The sequence below is a fragment of the Halodesulfovibrio sp. genome (assembly GCF_025210605.1).
Classification (GTDB): Bacteria; Desulfobacterota; Desulfovibrionia; order Desulfovibrionales; family Desulfovibrionaceae; genus Halodesulfovibrio.
In genome coordinates this window covers 89,389-106,366 of sequence record NZ_JAOARI010000013.1, presented here as the reverse complement: position 1 = coordinate 106,366, position 16,978 = coordinate 89,389, and the positions used below count along the sequence as shown (strand labels likewise).

At 44.4% G+C, this 16,978-nt stretch carries 15 protein-coding genes; 6 read left to right on the top strand and 9 right to left on the bottom strand.

The genetic code is table 11. The annotated features are described in order from the left end of the window. Window positions 1-33: 33 nt before the first annotated feature. The 3 genes from N4A56_RS04525 to ade all read left to right on the top strand — a co-directional run bounded on the left by N4A56_RS04525 (window position 34) and on the right by ade (window position 4,161). Window positions 34-885, top strand: coding sequence for a glycerophosphodiester phosphodiesterase family protein (locus N4A56_RS04525; protein WP_293670444.1), 852 nt, complete (start codon window positions 34-36; stop codon window positions 883-885). Window positions 886-910: 25 nt separating this feature from the next. Then, window positions 911-2,260 (top strand): D-serine ammonia-lyase, encoded by a 1,350-nt coding sequence (locus N4A56_RS04520; RefSeq protein WP_295545338.1) that lies wholly within the window; start codon window positions 911-913, stop codon window positions 2,258-2,260. Between the two features lie 164 nt (window positions 2,261-2,424). Next, entirely contained in the window at window positions 2,425-4,161 is a 1,737-nt protein-coding gene (gene ade, locus N4A56_RS04515) for an adenine deaminase (RefSeq protein ID WP_293670442.1), read from the top strand. Between the two features lie 101 nt (window positions 4,162-4,262). Here the strand turns inward: ade and larC are convergent, their stop codons facing one another. After that, complete coding sequence (larC, locus tag N4A56_RS04510; RefSeq protein WP_293670440.1) at window positions 4,263-5,456, bottom strand: nickel pincer cofactor biosynthesis protein LarC; 1,194 nt, start codon at window positions 5,454-5,456, stop codon at window positions 4,263-4,265. Between the two features lie 223 nt (window positions 5,457-5,679). Here larC and N4A56_RS04505 point away from each other — a divergent pair, with 223 nt between their 5' ends. Further along, entirely contained in the window at window positions 5,680-6,354 is a 675-nt protein-coding gene (locus N4A56_RS04505; RefSeq protein WP_293670439.1) for a CBS and ACT domain-containing protein, read from the top strand. Between the two features lie 538 nt (window positions 6,355-6,892). Next, a complete protein-coding gene (locus N4A56_RS04500) occupies window positions 6,893-7,210 on the top strand; it encodes a TusE/DsrC/DsvC family sulfur relay protein (protein ID WP_290921078.1) in 318 nt (105 codons plus the stop codon). Between the two features lie 169 nt (window positions 7,211-7,379). Here N4A56_RS04500 and N4A56_RS04495 read toward each other — a convergent pair whose 3' ends face one another. The 8 genes from N4A56_RS04495 to N4A56_RS04460 form a co-directional block, all read right to left on the bottom strand. Further along, window positions 7,380-7,655, bottom strand: coding sequence for a hypothetical protein (locus N4A56_RS04495; RefSeq protein ID WP_293670437.1), 276 nt, complete (start codon window positions 7,653-7,655; stop codon window positions 7,380-7,382). Between the two features lie 364 nt (window positions 7,656-8,019). Continuing rightward, window positions 8,020-9,093: a nucleoside hydrolase gene (locus tag N4A56_RS04490; protein WP_295545333.1), complete on the bottom strand. Its 1,074-nt coding sequence runs from the start codon at window positions 9,091-9,093 to the stop codon at window positions 8,020-8,022. Then, window positions 9,077-10,306 carry an ABC transporter substrate-binding protein gene (locus N4A56_RS04485; RefSeq protein WP_295545330.1) on the bottom strand — a complete coding sequence of 410 codons (1,230 nt, stop codon included), beginning with the start codon at window positions 10,304-10,306 and terminating at the stop codon, window positions 9,077-9,079. The genes N4A56_RS04490 and N4A56_RS04485 overlap by 17 nt, the downstream gene beginning before the upstream one ends. A gap of 273 nt (window positions 10,307-10,579) precedes the next feature. Continuing rightward, window positions 10,580-11,377, bottom strand: a complete 798-nt coding sequence (locus tag N4A56_RS04480; protein ID WP_295545328.1) for a sulfite exporter TauE/SafE family protein — start codon at window positions 11,375-11,377, stop codon at window positions 10,580-10,582. A gap of 160 nt (window positions 11,378-11,537) precedes the next feature. Continuing rightward, complete coding sequence (locus tag N4A56_RS04475) at window positions 11,538-12,263, bottom strand: FadR/GntR family transcriptional regulator (RefSeq protein WP_295545326.1); 726 nt, start codon at window positions 12,261-12,263, stop codon at window positions 11,538-11,540. A gap of 278 nt (window positions 12,264-12,541) precedes the next feature. After that, entirely contained in the window at window positions 12,542-12,901 is a 360-nt protein-coding gene (locus N4A56_RS04470; RefSeq protein ID WP_295545325.1) for a metalloregulator ArsR/SmtB family transcription factor, read from the bottom strand. Between the two features lie 426 nt (window positions 12,902-13,327). After that, window positions 13,328-14,932 (bottom strand): PAS domain S-box protein, encoded by a 1,605-nt coding sequence (locus N4A56_RS04465; RefSeq protein WP_295545323.1) that lies wholly within the window; start codon window positions 14,930-14,932, stop codon window positions 13,328-13,330. 391 nt (window positions 14,933-15,323) lie between these two features. Further along, entirely contained in the window at window positions 15,324-15,632 is a 309-nt protein-coding gene (locus N4A56_RS04460; protein ID WP_293670426.1) for a hypothetical protein, read from the bottom strand. A gap of 137 nt (window positions 15,633-15,769) precedes the next feature. On the opposite strand from N4A56_RS04460, the gene N4A56_RS04455 reads away from it, so the two are divergent. Further along, a complete protein-coding gene (locus N4A56_RS04455) occupies window positions 15,770-16,945 on the top strand; it encodes a radical SAM protein (protein WP_295545320.1) in 1,176 nt (391 codons plus the stop codon). Window positions 16,946-16,978: the final 33 nt, after the last annotated feature.

Sequence of the window (16,978 nt, the reverse complement as noted above, 5' to 3'; positions counted from 1 at the left end):
TTTCACTACTGGCAGCCTTTACAGGAGCAAACTGTGTTTACCGATAAAACGAATGCACACATCACGCATGCACACCGCGGAGCCCGTGGCTACGCACCGGAAAACACCATGCCCGCATTTCATAAAGCTCTTGAGCTTAAAGCAGAAGCTCTCGAACTTGATGTCAATTTAACTAAAGACGGTGTCGCCGTAATCTATCATGATTATGTACTTACCCGTACAACCAATATCGCAGAGCTTCCAGCGTTACAAAAAAAAGGTGAAAAGACTGGCATCCACGACCTTACGCTCGAAGAAGTTCGCACTCTTGATGCAGGCAAGTGGTACATGGAAAATGATCCATTTGAACAAATCAAAGAGGGGACTGTTTCTAAAGAGACTGCGGCAGGTTTTGTAGGAACACGCATTCCAACTCTGGAAGAACTGCTTGCCTTCATTAAAGAATCAGGAATGTTGCTAAACCTTGAAATCAAAGATCAAACGGAAATTGGCGATCAAAGCCATACTATTGTGCACACAGTGCTCGAGCATATCCGCAAATTTGATGTTAAAAATCAAACCATGATTTCTTCATTCAACCATGATTACCTCAAAACAATTCATGAAGAAATGCCTGAAATGCCACTCGGCGTTTTAACTGAAGAACGTATTGAACAGCCTGTTGAATATTGCAAAAAACTTCACGCAGCGGCCTATCACCCTTGCCGTCGCTTCACGACTTCAGATGATATTAAAGCACTCCACGAAGCTGGTATGCTGGTTAATATCTGGACAATCAACTGCGAACACGAACTACACACGTTTGCAAACTGGGGAACAAACGGTTTGATTTCCGACTTCCCTGACCGTGCTCGCACTGCCATTCAAAACGTAAGCTCTAGCTAATTACTGCCTTAGACAGGAGGTCTCCATGTCCGCTGATTCGAATAAGAGCATTCAAAACTGGAACGAGGACGCTTTCATTCAAAACCTGAAAGCACTTACAGAGTCAATTTGGCTCAATCCAGACATTCTCTCTTTCGATGAAGCAACTAAGGACATTGCACTTTCCGCAGCTGATGTTGCAGATGCAGAAGCACGGCTCGAACGGTTCCGCCCCTATATTGCTAAAGTCTTTCCTGAGACAGAAGCAACGCAGGGACTCATAGAATCGCCGCTGCGCCGTATTCCGCATATGCAGGCAGCGTTGGCTGAGTACGCTGCAAAGTCCCTTTCTGGAGATCTCCTGTTAAAATGTGACAGCCACCTTCCCATTTCCGGTTCTATTAAAGCCAGAGGTGGAATTTACGAGGTGTTGAACTACGCAGAAAAATTAGCGCTCGCAGCAGGAATGCTCTCAGAATATGACGATTACGCTAAACTTGATTCAGAAGAATTCAGGACATTTTTTAGTGACTATTCTATAGCCGTCGGTTCCACTGGCAACCTTGGCTTATCCATAGGAATAATGGGGGCTAGGCTAGGATTTTCCGTTATCGTACATATGTCATCTGACGCACGGCAATGGAAAAAAGACATGCTGCGCTCAAAAGGCGTAGTGGTTGTAGAGCATGATTCTGACTACTCTGTTGCGGTTGCCGAGGGCAGGCTACAGGCTGACAGCGACCCGCATTGTTATTTTGTTGATGATGAAAGATCCGTCACCCTGTTTCTCGGCTACGCTGTAGCAGCAAAGCGACTTAAAGAACAGCTAGATGAACAAAATATCGTGGTCGATGCAAAGCATCCGCTGTTTGTGTACCTACCGTGTGGTGTTGGGGGTGGCCCCGGCGGAGTGGCATTCGGACTTAAACTTACGTTTGGTAACAACGTCCACTGTTTCTTTGCAGAACCAACCCGCTCCCCTGCCATGCTATTGGGTCTTTACACAAAGCTGCATGACAATGTTTGTGTACAAGATTTTGATATCGACAACCGCACAGCTGCGGACGGGCTTGCAGTCGGGCGCCCTTCAGGATTTGTCAGCAACACAATGCAGCATCTCATAAATGGTGCTTTCACCGTCAGTGATGATACTATGTTCACACTGCTCGCCCTACTTTCCGACACAGAAGATATTCTACTGGAACCATCTGCTCTTGCCGGAATGCCAGGCATTGCACGCATCCAAAATTGCGAAGAATACATACATCAGCATAAGTTGCAGGACAGCATGCACTCTGCCACCCACATTGTATGGGGCACAGGCGGAAGCATGGTTCCTCCAGATGAGCTCCAAAATTACTACAAAACCGGAGCTGCACTGCGCAGCAAAAAATAACGTTTTCATAATGATGCAACGGTACAATACAATATCATCAATACGTTAGATGCAGGTTCAAAAAATACACGCCTTCTCCTTTCATCTGGAAGTGTTACATGATATTTGCTCTGCACGTAATCCAACAGACTACTGTTGCACATCATATATAATAAGGACAAAACATGACAGAACGTGAAGCCCTCGCCCGTCGCATTGATATGGCTGCCGGACGAATTCCCGTAGACACACTTATTACCAACTGTAAGGTTGTTGACGTTTTTTCTCAGACCATTTTTGAAAGTTCTGTCGCTATCGGCGATGGAAAAATTGTAGGGTTTGGAGAATATAAAGCAGAAAAAATTATTGATGCTAAAAACGGCTACCTTATGCCGGGACTCATCGACGGTCATGTACACATTGAATCTTCTGTAGTTTCTCCGGCGCAGTTTGCAAAATGCGTCCTCCCGTACGGCACAACAACTATTATCGCCGACCCGCATGAAATCGCAAATGTATGCGGTCTCGAAGGTATCCGCTATATGCTGGATGCATCGAAAGATTTGCCGTTGAATGTACGTATAATGCTTCCATCCTGCGTACCGGCAACACCATTTGAAAACTCCGGCGCTACCCTCGGTGCAAAAGAGTTATCCGAACTCATCGATCACGAAGGGGTTCACGGACTTGCAGAAGTCATGAACTTTCCGGGTGTCATAAACAGCGACCCATCTGTGCTGGATAAAATTGACATGGCGACTTCCCACGGCTTGCTTTCTGATGGTCACTCCCCCGGCTTAACCGGTCAGGATCTCATTGCATACGCCGCAGCAGGCATTAAAACCGACCACGAATGCTCAAGTGTCCAAGAAATGGAAGAACGCATTCGCCTTGGCATGTATGTCCTTATCCGCGAAGGCTCTGCAACCAAAGATTTACGAACCCTTGCAAAAGGGCTGACAGATGCTAACTACCGCCGCTGTGTTTTCTGCACAGATGACCGTGAGCCAGCAGATATTATCGCAAATGGTCACATCAATAAGAACCTCAAGATTGCTGTTGAAGAAGGCATTGACGCACTTCAAGCTATCACCATCGGCACACTGAACGCAGCGGAATGCTATGGTTTAAAAGGCAAAGGTGCAATTGCTCCGGGGTATGATGCAGACATAATGATCGTACGTGATCTTACTCAGTTTGAAGTAAGTCATGTATTTACAAGCGGTAAACAAATTGCAGAAAACGGCACGCTACTTGTTGAGCCGCAAGAGCTTGTCCGCGACACCGTGCGCGATACCGTTAATATTTCCGACATCAAACTTGACGACCTGAAGCTCAAGCTTTCCAGCAACAACGTACGGACTATTCACGTCATCCCAGATACGGTACTGACAGAATCAGTCACAAAAAAAGTTATTTTAGACGAGGAAGGCTGCTTTAACGCACAGCAGAACAAAGGACTTGCTAAAATAGCAGTTGTAGAGCGTCACAATGCTACTGGCAATGTCGGTCTAGGTATTTTTGAAAACTACCACATTGAGAACGGTGCAATTGCAACAACAATAGCTCACGACTCACATAACATCGTGGTAGCAGGTGATAACGACGAAGACATGCTTGTTGCCATTAATGATCTAAAAGAGATTGGCGGCGGCATCACTCTGGTTCGTGAAGGAAAAGTCCTTGGTCATCTTTCACTGCCAATCGCAGGACTGATGTCCGACCAGCCAGCGCAGGAAGTAGCAACCCAAATGGAAGAGCTGCTGACTCTGGCAAAAGAATTCAACATCAATCCCAAATTACAGCCATTCATGACACTCAGCTTTATGAGTCTGCCTGTAATTCCGGCGCTCAAACTTACGGATGGCGGTCTATTTGATGTTACCACCTTCTCTTTTGTGCCTGTAGAGATTGAAGACTAACAACATTCAAGCAGAAGCACGAAATATTGCGCTTGCTGTTTGCAATATGTTTAAAAAAGGCAGTCCTGCTTATTCAGGGCTGCCTTTATATATTGTGTTATCTAACTTTTGTTGTTCTTTTGCGCGTCTCCAAACAACATGTACCTCAATTCCGGTAAACTACGCCCCGTTTTTTTAGAAAACTTTACCAGCTCTTCATACTCCGGTTTAGAAATAGTCAGTCCGTCGATTGTATAACTTTTTCCGTCCATTTCACCAAAAGGAGTACCTGTGCGCTCTTCTTTTCGTGGCAATAGCACCCGCTCTGTTTTTTGCCTGCGAATACCAAGAGTGTGCGTATGCGCAAAGAATAGCTGCTCCATCTTTGCTAAATCTTCCGGCTTGCACAACACCTTAAGGCTTCCGGCAGGTCGGTTTTTCTTCATTATTCCAGCAGTAAAAAAGACATCCAACGCACCGGAGTCCATGAAAATATCAAAGCAGCGTCCCAGTTCTTCACCAGTTAAGTGGTCAATGTGGCTCTCAAGTACATAAATCTCATCAATAGTTGCATCAGATTCAGCTGTTTCTGCTGGTTGTTCTGTTGAAAATTCTGATTCAAATAAACTTACCCGCAAACCGCCACCAGACTCACGTTGACCATAGCCCGTGCCGGTTTTCACTAACATACCTTCAGCACCTGACGTAAAATTAGTCACAAGCTGGTCGATTAATAACGCACCTGTTGGAGTGATAAGTTCCTGTTCTTCGTCTGTAGCAAACACAGGCTTTTTTTGGAGCAGTTCCAGCACAGCAGGAGCAGGGAGCGGCAAGACACCATGCTCACATTCTACCGTTCCAGAAAACCACGGGAGCTTTGATGCATAAATTTCGGCAATGCCCAGCTGTTCGACTGCCCAAAAGGCTCCAACAACATCGACAAGCGTGTCTATCGCACCGACTTCATGAAAATGAATATCCTGCACTGCTTTCCCATGTACGGTTGCTTCAACCTCTGCAAGGCGTTGAAACGCACGTATGGAGCGGGCTTGCACTTCTTCTGACACTGCCAGCTTTTTGATTATCGTGATAACTTCCGGCAAATGGCGCATTGGCTGCCCTTCCGGCCATTCTATGGAAAGACTCGCTCCCACAATTGATTGCCGCAGCGTACTTACCGGCGCAATTGAAACATACACGCCAGCCTCAATAAAAATGCGCTGTAACTGAGATAAGCTGACACCCAGTTCATACATGGCAGCCAAAAACATATCGCCGCCAAGTCCATATCGACAATCCAAATACAGTGTCTTCATCTCAGTATCCTTTCATCACAAAAATCAATAACGCTATTACCCAAGGTAATAACCGGTATTTAAGACAAATTTCATCTAATAACTACTAAGCTAACAATAGTACAAAGTACAGCCATGGTAATATGCCAATTTTCGCTTGTTCACCCATAAAATAAATGCTTATATATAAAACAAGTATACTATAAAAGTTCAAGCGTATGAGTGTATTTCAGGAGGAAAAATCATGCTGATTCGCGACTGGATGGCAAAAGATGTAATTACTGTCTCGCCCGATACATCAATGATGAAGGCCTCCAAGGCTTTAAAAGCACACGACATTAGCCGTATTCCCGTAGTGGATCACAGAGGTCGTGTAGTAGGGATTGTCTCTGACAGGGATATTAAAGAAGCCTCTCCTTCCAAAGCAACAACACTTGATGTTCATGAGCTGTACTACCTGCTCTCAGAAATCAAAGTTAAAGATATCATGACAGTTGACCCGCTTGTTACAAGCCCGACCAACACGGTTGAAAACGCTGCTATGATGATGATTGAAAAAGACTTTGGCGGGCTTCCTGTGGTTGATGACGACGGCAAGCTTGTGGGTATTATCACCGTAAGCGACATTTTCAATGTTCTCATCAGCATTACCGGTGTACGCCAAGGCGGTGTGCAATTCGGTATACGGCTGCCAAACGAAGCTGGAACCCTGCGTCCTATTTTGAACGTAATGCGCGAACACAAAGCGCGTATCGTTTCTATTCTCTCCTCTATGGAAGAAGAGGAAGGGAAAGGTACACGTGAGGTCAACATCCGTATTATGCCTATGGAACGAACCAAGGAAAACCAGATTATTGATGTCCTGAAAAAACAATTTGATGTTATATTTTGGGCACGCGACAACGTGCACCCTCAATAGAACCTTCAACTTGGGTATGCCAAAAGCGGCTCTGCATGAGCCGCTTTTTTATGGCGTATTGCAATGCTCTTGTGCCTTATGCGCTCTTTCCTAATTCCATTCTGGTTACTTTTTCACCGTCACAAAACTGCTTCTGTATACCTTGGCAGACAATTCACTCCTTTACAGCTCTACAATCCGTACTAAAAAGGTACTCTTAATTTATTCTACCCACCGTAACCCTCTATTATTTGTGACAATAAGCTCGCATCTGGACGCTTGTGTTTTTTGACACACTATGGCATCTTAGCGCGGTTGTTAGCACTTGTTTTTTCTTTTTTCTGTTTCGTAATACAACAAGAAAAATCGAATTTTCTGGGCTTGCCCATTGACAAAGTGACTATCACGGCTTTAACAAGTCAGTGTTTGCTTTATTGAGCAAATCTGGATGGAGACAAGCAGTGGATCACTGCTTCACATCAGGTTGTCAGCTGTTGCTGCAACCCGGCATATGTCTGAGCTAAAAAAACGCTTATAGACCATGTCCAAGGAGGACAAAATGGCTGAAATTACTTATGAAGGTAAAACTTTCGAAGTTGATGAAGACGGCTTCCTGCTTAAGTTCGAAGAATGGTGCCCTGAGTGGGTAGATTACGTTAAAGAATCTGAAGGTATCACTGAGATCTCTGAAGATCACCAGAAAATCCTCGACTTCCTTCAGGATTACTACAAAAAGAACGGTATCGCTCCTATGGTGCGTATCCTTTCTAAAAACACCGGCTTCAAACTGAAGCAGGTATACGAACTCTTCCCTTCCGGCCCAGGTAAGGGAGCATGTAAGATGGCTGGTCTTCCTAAGCCTACCGGCTGCGTATAGTCAGCAGATCTTACAGTTTGAGCATGTAAAGCGGGAGATTTTTATCTCCCGCTTTTCTTTTGCGCAAACAACACTGTTTTGCTTACAAAACACACGTCCCCTTGATGCCTTTGCACCAAGGGGACACATGTCACAACTAAATCGCCTAACAGCTTGATATGATAATAGCTTAATGCTCTGTAGTCATATCTACGTTATCAAGCAAATCAATCCATTTCCTCTCCGCTTGCAGCAACTCGCTTTCCAGAGCTAATTGCACAGACTCTTGTGTTTCACGCATTGTTCCAAACAGGTTCTCAACATGCCCCACAATGTTGCGCATTATCTCAGGAGAGACGACAAAATCGCCACAATCATTTTTCTTTACAGAACGTAATGTTCCAGAAAATTCAGAGAACTCTTTCCCAAGTTTTACAATCATAGTATCCATTGTATATTTGAGCACGGTGCCCCTCCAGCGTATCTATTTCACTTTCTTTTTTGTGCTTCATTTTCCTGCCTTACAGAAAAACTCAGCTATCAGGATTTTGTTACATCATCCCTAGAAAGTGTGTTCTAGTTATTTAATTTTACAGGACTTTTTACCCTGAAAGCATTTCTTTCTCTTGCTTGAAATGCACACTAGACCGGAGGTAGTTTTGCAACAAGTATATTTTTTTCCACAACTGCAAGAAAGTTAGGAACAAATCCAAGTATTTTAATGATACACAGAAGTTTTTAAGCTCAAAAAATGGTTCAACTATAAATAAGATCATTACGCTAAGCATGCTAACAGTAGCAAGCAACGTCTTTAAAATCCTATTATTTATTTATGGCTTAGATTCTAATACAACAGCCCTGAGTAGCAAATTGCACAATAGCTGTTCCGCCCTTGCAGTCTGCACGTTAACGGCGACCTTCACTTTGGGAACAACCTTATTCGCAGGTGTTTTCCACAGACTTTCCTCTTTCTGTGGAAAAAGTTCGTATCCTGCTATAAATCCGCACACATCCGCGTCAATACAACGGTAGGTACACACTGACTCTTCCAGCAACGAGATGATCGTCAACGGGTCATGCATATGCGCACCAACAAGTTTTCGCTCCGCAATGCTCCATTCGACCCATGGCTGTATTGTTCGCATCACATATTCACCAAGCGCACCGCGAGCAGCGGCATGCAATTCTTGCATATGCGCTTGCCGCAAATAAAAATGGCTGGTCACATTTGCAGTTATGAAACGAACGGGGACAGATGATTGCAGAACAATTGCGGTTGCCTGCTTGTCGTACCACGTATTAAATCTAAGTGTGGTTTCCCATATTTCTTGAGGGATGTCCCCTGTATCCCATTCAAAAGCAAGCTCCCCTTCCTGAGGCTCAAAAGAACCGCCCATGTGGACGATCTCTTTAATAAGAGGGGCAATATCTGGAGCTTTTTGCAATGCCAGCGCAATGTTAGTAAAGCTTCCAAGTGCAACCACAACAATTTCATGCGGATTAGCCCGCACAGTATCAATCAAAACGTCAGCGCCAAAACGCAACTGGGCAACATCTTGTGCGGGAATTTCTGGTGCACTGCGCCAGTAGGCAATATCTTTGCCTGTTGCCTTTGTATCTAAATATTGATGATGCGGCTCCCTATCGCCAGACAGAGGTATTTCAGCGCCTAGCCCAACGGGGATATTCGTACAACCAAATTGCGTTAACAAATGCAAGGTATTGCATGCCGCCTCATGCGCTCTGCAATTACATGCAGAGGCAACTACCGCCTTCACATCAATTTGTTCAGATACAAGACTTATGATTAACGCGATACCATCATCAAGATCGCGCACAGGCATTCCAAACGCATTGTCAGTATCAATTACAACCGGAATCGCAGTACTACTTTTTAAGAACATGCTTCTCCCACCCTTTTTCAAGGGCTTCCAGCCACTCTGAAGGAATCTCGGGAACCGCCACAGCCCCCAATTCAGCAGGCTTCAATGTTGCTACTCCTAGTTCTACGTCTGCAAACTGTGCAGCCTGTTCCGGTGATAACTTCTGCATATCCAGCACAGGGAAATCTCCCCAGACTTTTGGCGAAAACTTAGAAAGCTGAGCTTCCGGTGACAATAAGTAGTTCATCACAACCAATGCACCGGAGGCATTGGAAGCATTGTTTGGAATAGCGGTGAAGTGCGTATTGTAAATTGAACCTTCTTTCATGACAAAAGTTCGGACACTTTCGGGATATGTTCCGTCTAAAATTCGATTTTGTGCATGGGTCGGGTGGTATGCCATCATCAAATCAATCTCACCACGGGAAAAAAGTGTTGCCTGAAAAGCAGGGTCTTTAGGATATGCTTGCCCTTTCTGCCACAGGTATGGAGAAATTTCGTTAAGATACGCCCAAAGCTTAGGTGCATTGGCATCAAACAGTGCCTTATCAAAGCCACCAAGGTACTGTTCATGACCGCCTGTCACAGCATAAAAAGCCTGACGGATAAATGCAGACCCCGTAAAATCCGGTGGAGATGGATAGGTAAATCGCCCGGGATGTTGCTTCACCCATTCTTTAAGTTCAACAAACGATGTCGGCGGATTCGGTGTTCGGGCACTGTCATATTCAAAAACAAATTGTGCACGACCATATGGCGCTTCATAGCCTTCCACAGGGTATCCAAAGTCTGTCGCGGCTTCATCTTGATTCACGTACTTTGCAAAATTAGGCAGCAAATGCGTAACAGGACCAGCAAGCAAATCTGCTTTTCGTGCGTTTTTGAAATTCTCTCCGTTAATCCATAATAAATCGATGCTGCCAGTTTTTTTGCCAGCACTTTTCTCTGCCAGCATTTTATTCATAAAGACTGGAGCACTCATGGGTACACGTTCAAGCGTCACGCCATAGTTTTTTTTCACTGCTGGTGCTACCACAGTATCAACCCAGTCGTTTACGTTGTTCATGCCGCCGTACATATAAAATCGAACTGTTGTCCCTTTTGCACGCTCTACATGCTCATCCCAGCTCAAGTCGTTTACAGCCTGCTGTTTTTCTTCAGAACCACATCCGGCAGCAAACAGTAAGCACAGGCACGCCAGCCCTGTCATGCAAAGACGAAAAAATGATTTCATAACTCCCCTCAACGTATTCACAGCCTGCACATATCAACAGGCTGAATTTTTTTTGCAAATTCTTCGAGTCGTCAATTGTACGGCACAATCTAACACCATAGCCGCAGTCAATACTTATGTGTTTTTCAAGAACTAATTTTACAACAATCTGTATTGTGGCTGCGTAAAAATAACAACCGCCAACTTGCACATTCCCTTAGCATTGCAAACAAAAAAAGGCACTCTATCTAACATGGATAGAGTGCCTTTATATATTCAATCTACTTCTATCAATTAAAACAAGCTGAACAACATTTTTGTTCCAACCACAAAGAGCAACACCGCAAAAATTTTCGACAGTTTTGCCACTGGCAATGAGTGAGCAAGCTTAGCTCCAAGCGGCGCAGTAAACCAGCTTGCACTGATAATTCCGATAAGTGCTGGAAGGTATACATACCCCAGCGAATACGCAGGAGTCACAGGGTCAGAAAAACCAGTAAAAATATACCCGATGGTGGATGCTACAGCTATAGGGAACCCAATTGCAGAAGCTGTACCGATAGCAACATGCATCGGCACATTACAAAATGAAAGAAACGGTACAGAAATAGTGCCGCCGCCGATACCTACAATACTAGATACCGTGCCGATCACACCGCCGACACCAGTAATGCCTGCCTTACCCGGTAATTCACGGCTTGCTTTCGGCTTAATTCCCAGCAGCATTTGTGTCCCGACGTAGTAAAGGAAACACACAAAAATGCCCTTTAGTACTCCAGAAGACATACGGGAGGCGATTTCTGCACCGAAAAAGCTACCAATAATAATCCCCGGTGTAATCAATCTGAATACATCCCAGCGGACAGCGCCGCGCTTACTGTGCGCTCTAAAGCTGGCAATTGATGTGAATATAATAGAGGCAAGAGACGTACCCAACGCAAGGTGCATAAGCACTTCTTGAGGAATTCCTTGCAGCGTAAAACTAAAGACGAGCAGTGGAACAATTACCAGTCCCCCACCGATACCCAGCAGACCGGCTAATACACCTGCAAACGCACCGACAGCCAGATACAACAGCATTACAGAAATCATACTCACTCTCCATTTCCAGATTGATACCAGTCACACCATACCTTCCAGCGTCAACGCATCGTGCAGTAACGTACACTGCTGCCCGCTCTGCATATGTATTCCACTGAAAGATAGTTCAACCAAACAACTCCGAACACTATTTGCAGCCGCATGTATAGATTTACTCTTCCTCTTCCAATTCAGAAAGTGCAAGCGATTCTACATAGGCTATATGTTCATACATTTCTTTACGTGCGGTTTCAGGATCTTTATTTTCAAGGGCACGCAATATGCGCTCATGTGTTTCAACTGCCCAGTGCCTTCGGTGGCTGTTCTCTAAAGTAAATTCGAGGCTTTGCGCCACAATGTCGTGAATACGTGTCACCATTTCCAGCATCACGCTGTTTCTAGTTCCGGCAGCAATAAGTTTATGAAATTCACAGTCAGCTTCGGCACCGTTTCGCCCCTGAGCAATCTCATCAATCTGCTCATCAAGGACACGTCGCAACTCAGCCAGTTCTTCTTCCGTTATGTACCGTGCAGCAAGTGCTGCTATCTGCGGTTCTATGACCTTGCGTAGCTCAAGTACCTCAACATACCGGCACTTATTTCTATCAAGTGCCGCCGCAACGGGCTTTCTGCCTTGTACTTCTTCTATTTTGCGTACATACGTCCCGTCACCTTGTCGGGAAAACACTAGTCCCTGTTCTTCCAGCTTGCGTAATGCCTCACGCACGCCGTGACGAGATACTGCAAAAATTTCTGCCAGCTTACGCTCTGAGGGAAGGCGCTTGCCCGGAGGAAATTCCCCACGGGTTATGAGGTCATGCAATTGCTTTACAATACTTTCATGCACTCTTCGCTGGTTTGGATTTTGCGCCTTCACGATCTTTTTCGTTGGTGACATATCGACTCCTTACATATGCAGCACACTATAGCATGAGTGGACATACACTGTGCAAGATTGGTCAGACCAATCTCACACTTGATAGCAAGCTCATAATCATCTGTAAACCCAAAATGCTCCTCTAAGAAAAAAGCACCTTACCAACGTCACTTGAAATATATAAAGAATTTCCGAAAATAATGCTCACGTGTATTCGTACCATTAACCATAAAAAAAGGGATTCAAAACCATGCAAGCATGCCTGAATCCCCATTTATTATGGTGTATTTCGACGATTTTTACTCTTCCAGAACATGTTCCAAAGCCGTTGCAAGCAGCACAATCACATGATCGTCCGCAAGAGAGTAGTACACGTTTTTTCCAACTTTACGATAGCGTACCAATTTTGCTGTTCGCAACAAACGCAACTGGTGCGAAACAGCAGGCTGGCTCATGCCAATAATTGTCACAAGGTCACATACACATAATTCATGATGAGACAACGCATGCAAAATACGCATACGTGTTCTATCACCCAAAATTTTGAACATCTCTGAAAGGCTGCTCAAATGTTCATCAGGAAGCATAGCCTGTTGCACCTTGGCTACAGCCTCTTCATGAACACAAGTTATCTGGCAAACAGGTGTAGAATCTGCCACCCGCTCCTCCTGCGAAGTTAGTAAATGCAAAATAGTTCTTGGGCGTGTTGCTAATTTGTATGTGCAGATGAACTAACCACCTTCGTTTCTTCCAAGACTGAAAAGACAAATACGTTCGAAACATAGCAAGGCTACGTTGAAAAAAATATTTTGCTAATACCCAGTGTGGAGGAAAAAAAGACTGCTGCACAACGTTACACGTTAGAGGCACGCCCTAATTAGCTGTAATGATAATTGAGACTAAAAATAATGTCTAATCAGATAATGCACAAATATCGACTGCTTTCCAGTGTACTCGTATGCGATGGTTACCCGCAAGAGTGCGTAAATACGACAACACAACCACACAATCCCATGTAGAAAAAACAGTAACTATTTCAATATGTGCGCCTTTCTCGATCTATTTCCAACATTCTAAAATAATACTTATTCTACAACATCAGTTACACAGACGGGAACTGCTGCTCGAACTAGCGTGCCTTCTCCCTCTACAGAAAGAATATCAAGAATACCATTTGCTAGCTCCACTCTTTCGCGCATACTGCCCAATCCGACACCAGATTTTGTACAGGCATCCACAACGAACCCTTTACCGTTATCCTGCACATACAGCACGCAACTTTCAGCTTCCTGCTTAATATGTAATGATACATTGTCGCCCTGACTATGTCGTATTGCGTTCGACAATGCCTCTTGTGCCACTCGGAACAACACCGTTTTCTGCAATTCAGAAAACACCTGTTCTGACAGGTCAAATGTGCTGCTAAATGAAATATCCGAATGCATAAGCGCTGCCTCATTCAACAGCCAGCGCAACGCGGATATCAATCCTAAGTCATCAAGTATGGTAGGACGCAATGCCATTATGATGTGTCGCAATTCAGCGCTAGCGCCCTGCAATAGTTCAATCATCTTGGACAACCGTGTCGAGTCTGCCTCGCCCCCGCGTTCCATACGCGCAACTTCGCTTTCCAGCATATATTTTATACCGGATATCGTCTGTGCAGTACTATCGTGCAATTCACGCCCGATACGTTTTCGCTCACTCTCCTGCGCAGACAGTACTCTCTTCGAAAGTTGTTTCATTTGCTCTGCCGTGCGTTTTTCTACAGTGACGTCCTTTGCGTAAATCGCCACGGCTCTAATATCTAAACTTTCTGTAAATACAGGATAAAAGGATACGCTCCAACAAGTGCCACCGTCTGTTTCAATATGCTCCGCCGTACCCATTGCCAGCACACCATCAAATGCACCACGCCATGCGCTTGCAATCCGTTCATCCAACGTCATGAAGATATTAACATCCGAGAGATCCGAATCAGGAGCATTGAATTCTTTATGCGCTGCCTGATTCATTGTAATAACCTGCCCAGAAGTGTCGATCAGCAACGCGCAGTCACTAGTTGAGTTCATAAGTGCTTTGAGATTGTTTTTATGCTCGTGCACCTTACGTTCAGCCTCAATCCGCTCACTTATATCGATAGTAAATGAATATATCAGCCTACGATTTTTATCTTTCGCACCGACAAAGTGCACTTCCACATAGCGCATTTCACCATCAGCCTGTCTGTGCAAGGAAGTAAATGACGCTTGCCCTGATCGCTTGACCTCTTCAACTCTGTCCTGAACAGCAGAGTTCGACATGCCTGTAACCTGCTGCACAGATTGCCCGATCATTGTATCAAGCGCATATCCATAAAATTTGGCAGCACCAATATTTGCCTCTTCAATGCAGCATGTTTCCGCATCCCATAAAAACCGAATTCCATGTTTATTCAGAAAAATATTTTTAAATCGCTCTTCACTTTCAGCCAACGCTTGCTGCTGTCTTTTGCTCTGCTCAGCCTGCTCTTTCAGTATCGCATTCAGCTTAGCCAAAAGAATAGACTGCGAAGAGCAAGTAGCTACAGCACAATGCAACTCTTCAGTTTGGCAAGATTCTTTTTTTACGAAACGCTCCAAACGTCCAGTACACTGCTCTTCATCATCCAGCGACAATGCCTGTCTATTCTTTCCTGAAACATCGGGCATGAAATTCTCCTGATAAGACCATAAAAACAACACTGAATAAGCCCAGTCCATTCTTTCCGATGCGTTCTACCTGAGGGTAACGACACGTTCTCTCCTCACCCAGAAAGCCCTACATTTGTCATCTATTATGAAACAAGAATGAGATTACGGATGCTCTGTATTCTTAGTCATACGGAAAACAAAATTAATTGCAATATATTGGCACAGTTTCTAAAGCGTTTCTCCGTCTAGAAGCTGCTACAACTTTCCGCAAAGCCACATCCAGCCTTTTTTTACTAACAATACCAACATATTATTACTATTTATAATAACAAAAAAACCCCGCAGATAGTACTATCTGCGGGGTTCAGCAATTGTATCTTTTTACTAGAGCATATTGAAGCTACAGCGACTACGCAGTCACTTGTTCCGAAAGCTCTGTTGCCAGCTGTGCAACTCTTTCAGGGTCGCTACTGGTAAGCAGTTCCTGCAACCCTTCGTATGGCAACACGTTGCTGTCGTAATCTACAGTCAATGTCTGCGTAAAAACATTCAGATTGGTCTTCTTGATAGCAGAAGTGTTGCCCTTGGCAGCATTCTGTAACTCAGGAAGCTTTGGATGATTACGAATTGCCAAATCAACCTTAACTTTCAGTCTGCCTGGTGTATGCTGTTTTATTGCAAGATATTCTTTTAATTCTGCTAAAATACGTAAATCCATTATACCACATCTCCTACGGCGTACTCGCATCAGAAGCAATCTGACTTATTTAAACAGGAATATTTTTTATGAAAAAATGAAGTGGTTCCCTACCACTTCAACCTATTATTTGCAAACCACATCAAGGCTTATTAACTATGCTTAATTACAACAAATCAATGATCTGGAACATGACAAGAAATTGTAATTTTCAATGTTCCTACTGTTATTTCCCGCACACGAACGGCAAAATAAAAAATCCAATTTCAGTAGATACATTACTCTACTTTTTAAATACGGATAACAACAGTTGGTTAGTGGGAATGACAGGAGGTGAGCCGCTACTCTACCCCAATTTTGTCTCCCTTTGTAAAGCAATTACAAAGAACCACTACATAGGGCTTGATACTAATTTAAGCCTTACTAAACAGGTTAATGAATTTGCTGACGCCATTTCTCCGCACCGTGTAAACGACATCTATGCATCCCTGCACATTGAAGAACGTGAAAAACGAAATGGTGTTCCACAATTCATTAAAAACTACCACACACTTGCTGATGCAGGCTTTACCATCAAGGTAAACTACGTACTGCATCCGTCCTTAGAAAAACGATATCCAGACGATGTTGCTTTCTTCCGCGACCACGGGGTTCCTATCACCCCACGCCCGTTTAAAGGAATATTCAATGGAGTCAAATATCCGCAAAACTATTCCGCAGCGATCAAAAACATTTTTACAAGTCATCCAGCAGCAGGAATAAAAATGGTCTTCAATTTCCGTGGGGTCGACTGCAAAAGCGGACACTCTTTTGTCCGAATGGAACCGGACGGAACAATCTTCCGTTGCCCTGGAGACAAGACGGTTCTGGGGAACATTCATGACCACGTAAAGCTTAACACGAGAGCTACCCCCTGTGCTGTGGACAGATGCCCATGTCAGGGAATCAATTATGTTGACCTGAATCCGGCTGAAGGCTGGTTCATCGAAGGCATGCGTGCTTTTCTCACAGGCACATCCAATAATGCTGCAAACGCATTCCGCCAGACACTTCTTTACGACAGCGAACACTCCAGCGCATTAAACAACACAGGTGTCATCGCATGGGAAAATGAAAACTATGCGCACGCGAAGCGCCTATTTGAGCGTGCTCATAAAATCCATCCGCATATCATGCTGTATAAAGAAAACCTGACACTAGTTGAAGAAAGCCTCGATAATGAGGAATCACCTTCGACCTCTCCAGAATTAAGTGAAATAGTGCGCCCAAGCGCCACAACCCCAGAACACTTCGCCGCAACAGGGCAGGCAATCCCTATGACGGATAAAAAATAACGCGCAGTATCCTCATTACAAAAACAATAATGT

Coding starts and splice junctions, on each gene's coding strand:
- N4A56_RS04505 (WP_293670439.1), top strand. CDS start 5,680: ATGCTGATTCGCGACTGGATGGCAAAAGATGTAATTACTGTCTCGCCC.
- N4A56_RS04490 (WP_295545333.1), bottom strand. CDS start 9,093: ATGTTCTTAAAAAGTAGTACTGCGATTCCGGTTGTAATTGATACTGAC.
- N4A56_RS04500 (WP_290921078.1), top strand. CDS start 6,893: ATGGCTGAAATTACTTATGAAGGTAAAACTTTCGAAGTTGATGAAGAC.
- N4A56_RS04480 (WP_295545328.1), bottom strand. CDS start 11,377: ATGATTTCTGTAATGCTGTTGTATCTGGCTGTCGGTGCGTTTGCAGGT.
- N4A56_RS04475 (WP_295545326.1), bottom strand. CDS start 12,263: ATGTCACCAACGAAAAAGATCGTGAAGGCGCAAAATCCAAACCAGCGA.
- N4A56_RS04465 (WP_295545323.1), bottom strand. CDS start 14,932: ATGCCCGATGTTTCAGGAAAGAATAGACAGGCATTGTCGCTGGATGAT.
- N4A56_RS04455 (WP_295545320.1), top strand. CDS start 15,770: ATGCTTAATTACAACAAATCAATGATCTGGAACATGACAAGAAATTGT.
- N4A56_RS04460 (WP_293670426.1), bottom strand. CDS start 15,632: ATGGATTTACGTATTTTAGCAGAATTAAAAGAATATCTTGCAATAAAA.
- larC (WP_293670440.1), bottom strand. CDS start 5,456: ATGAAGACACTGTATTTGGATTGTCGATATGGACTTGGCGGCGATATG.
- ade (WP_293670442.1), top strand. CDS start 2,425: ATGACAGAACGTGAAGCCCTCGCCCGTCGCATTGATATGGCTGCCGGA.
- N4A56_RS04485 (WP_295545330.1), bottom strand. CDS start 10,306: ATGAAATCATTTTTTCGTCTTTGCATGACAGGGCTGGCGTGCCTGTGC.
- N4A56_RS04520 (WP_295545338.1), top strand. CDS start 911: ATGTCCGCTGATTCGAATAAGAGCATTCAAAACTGGAACGAGGACGCT.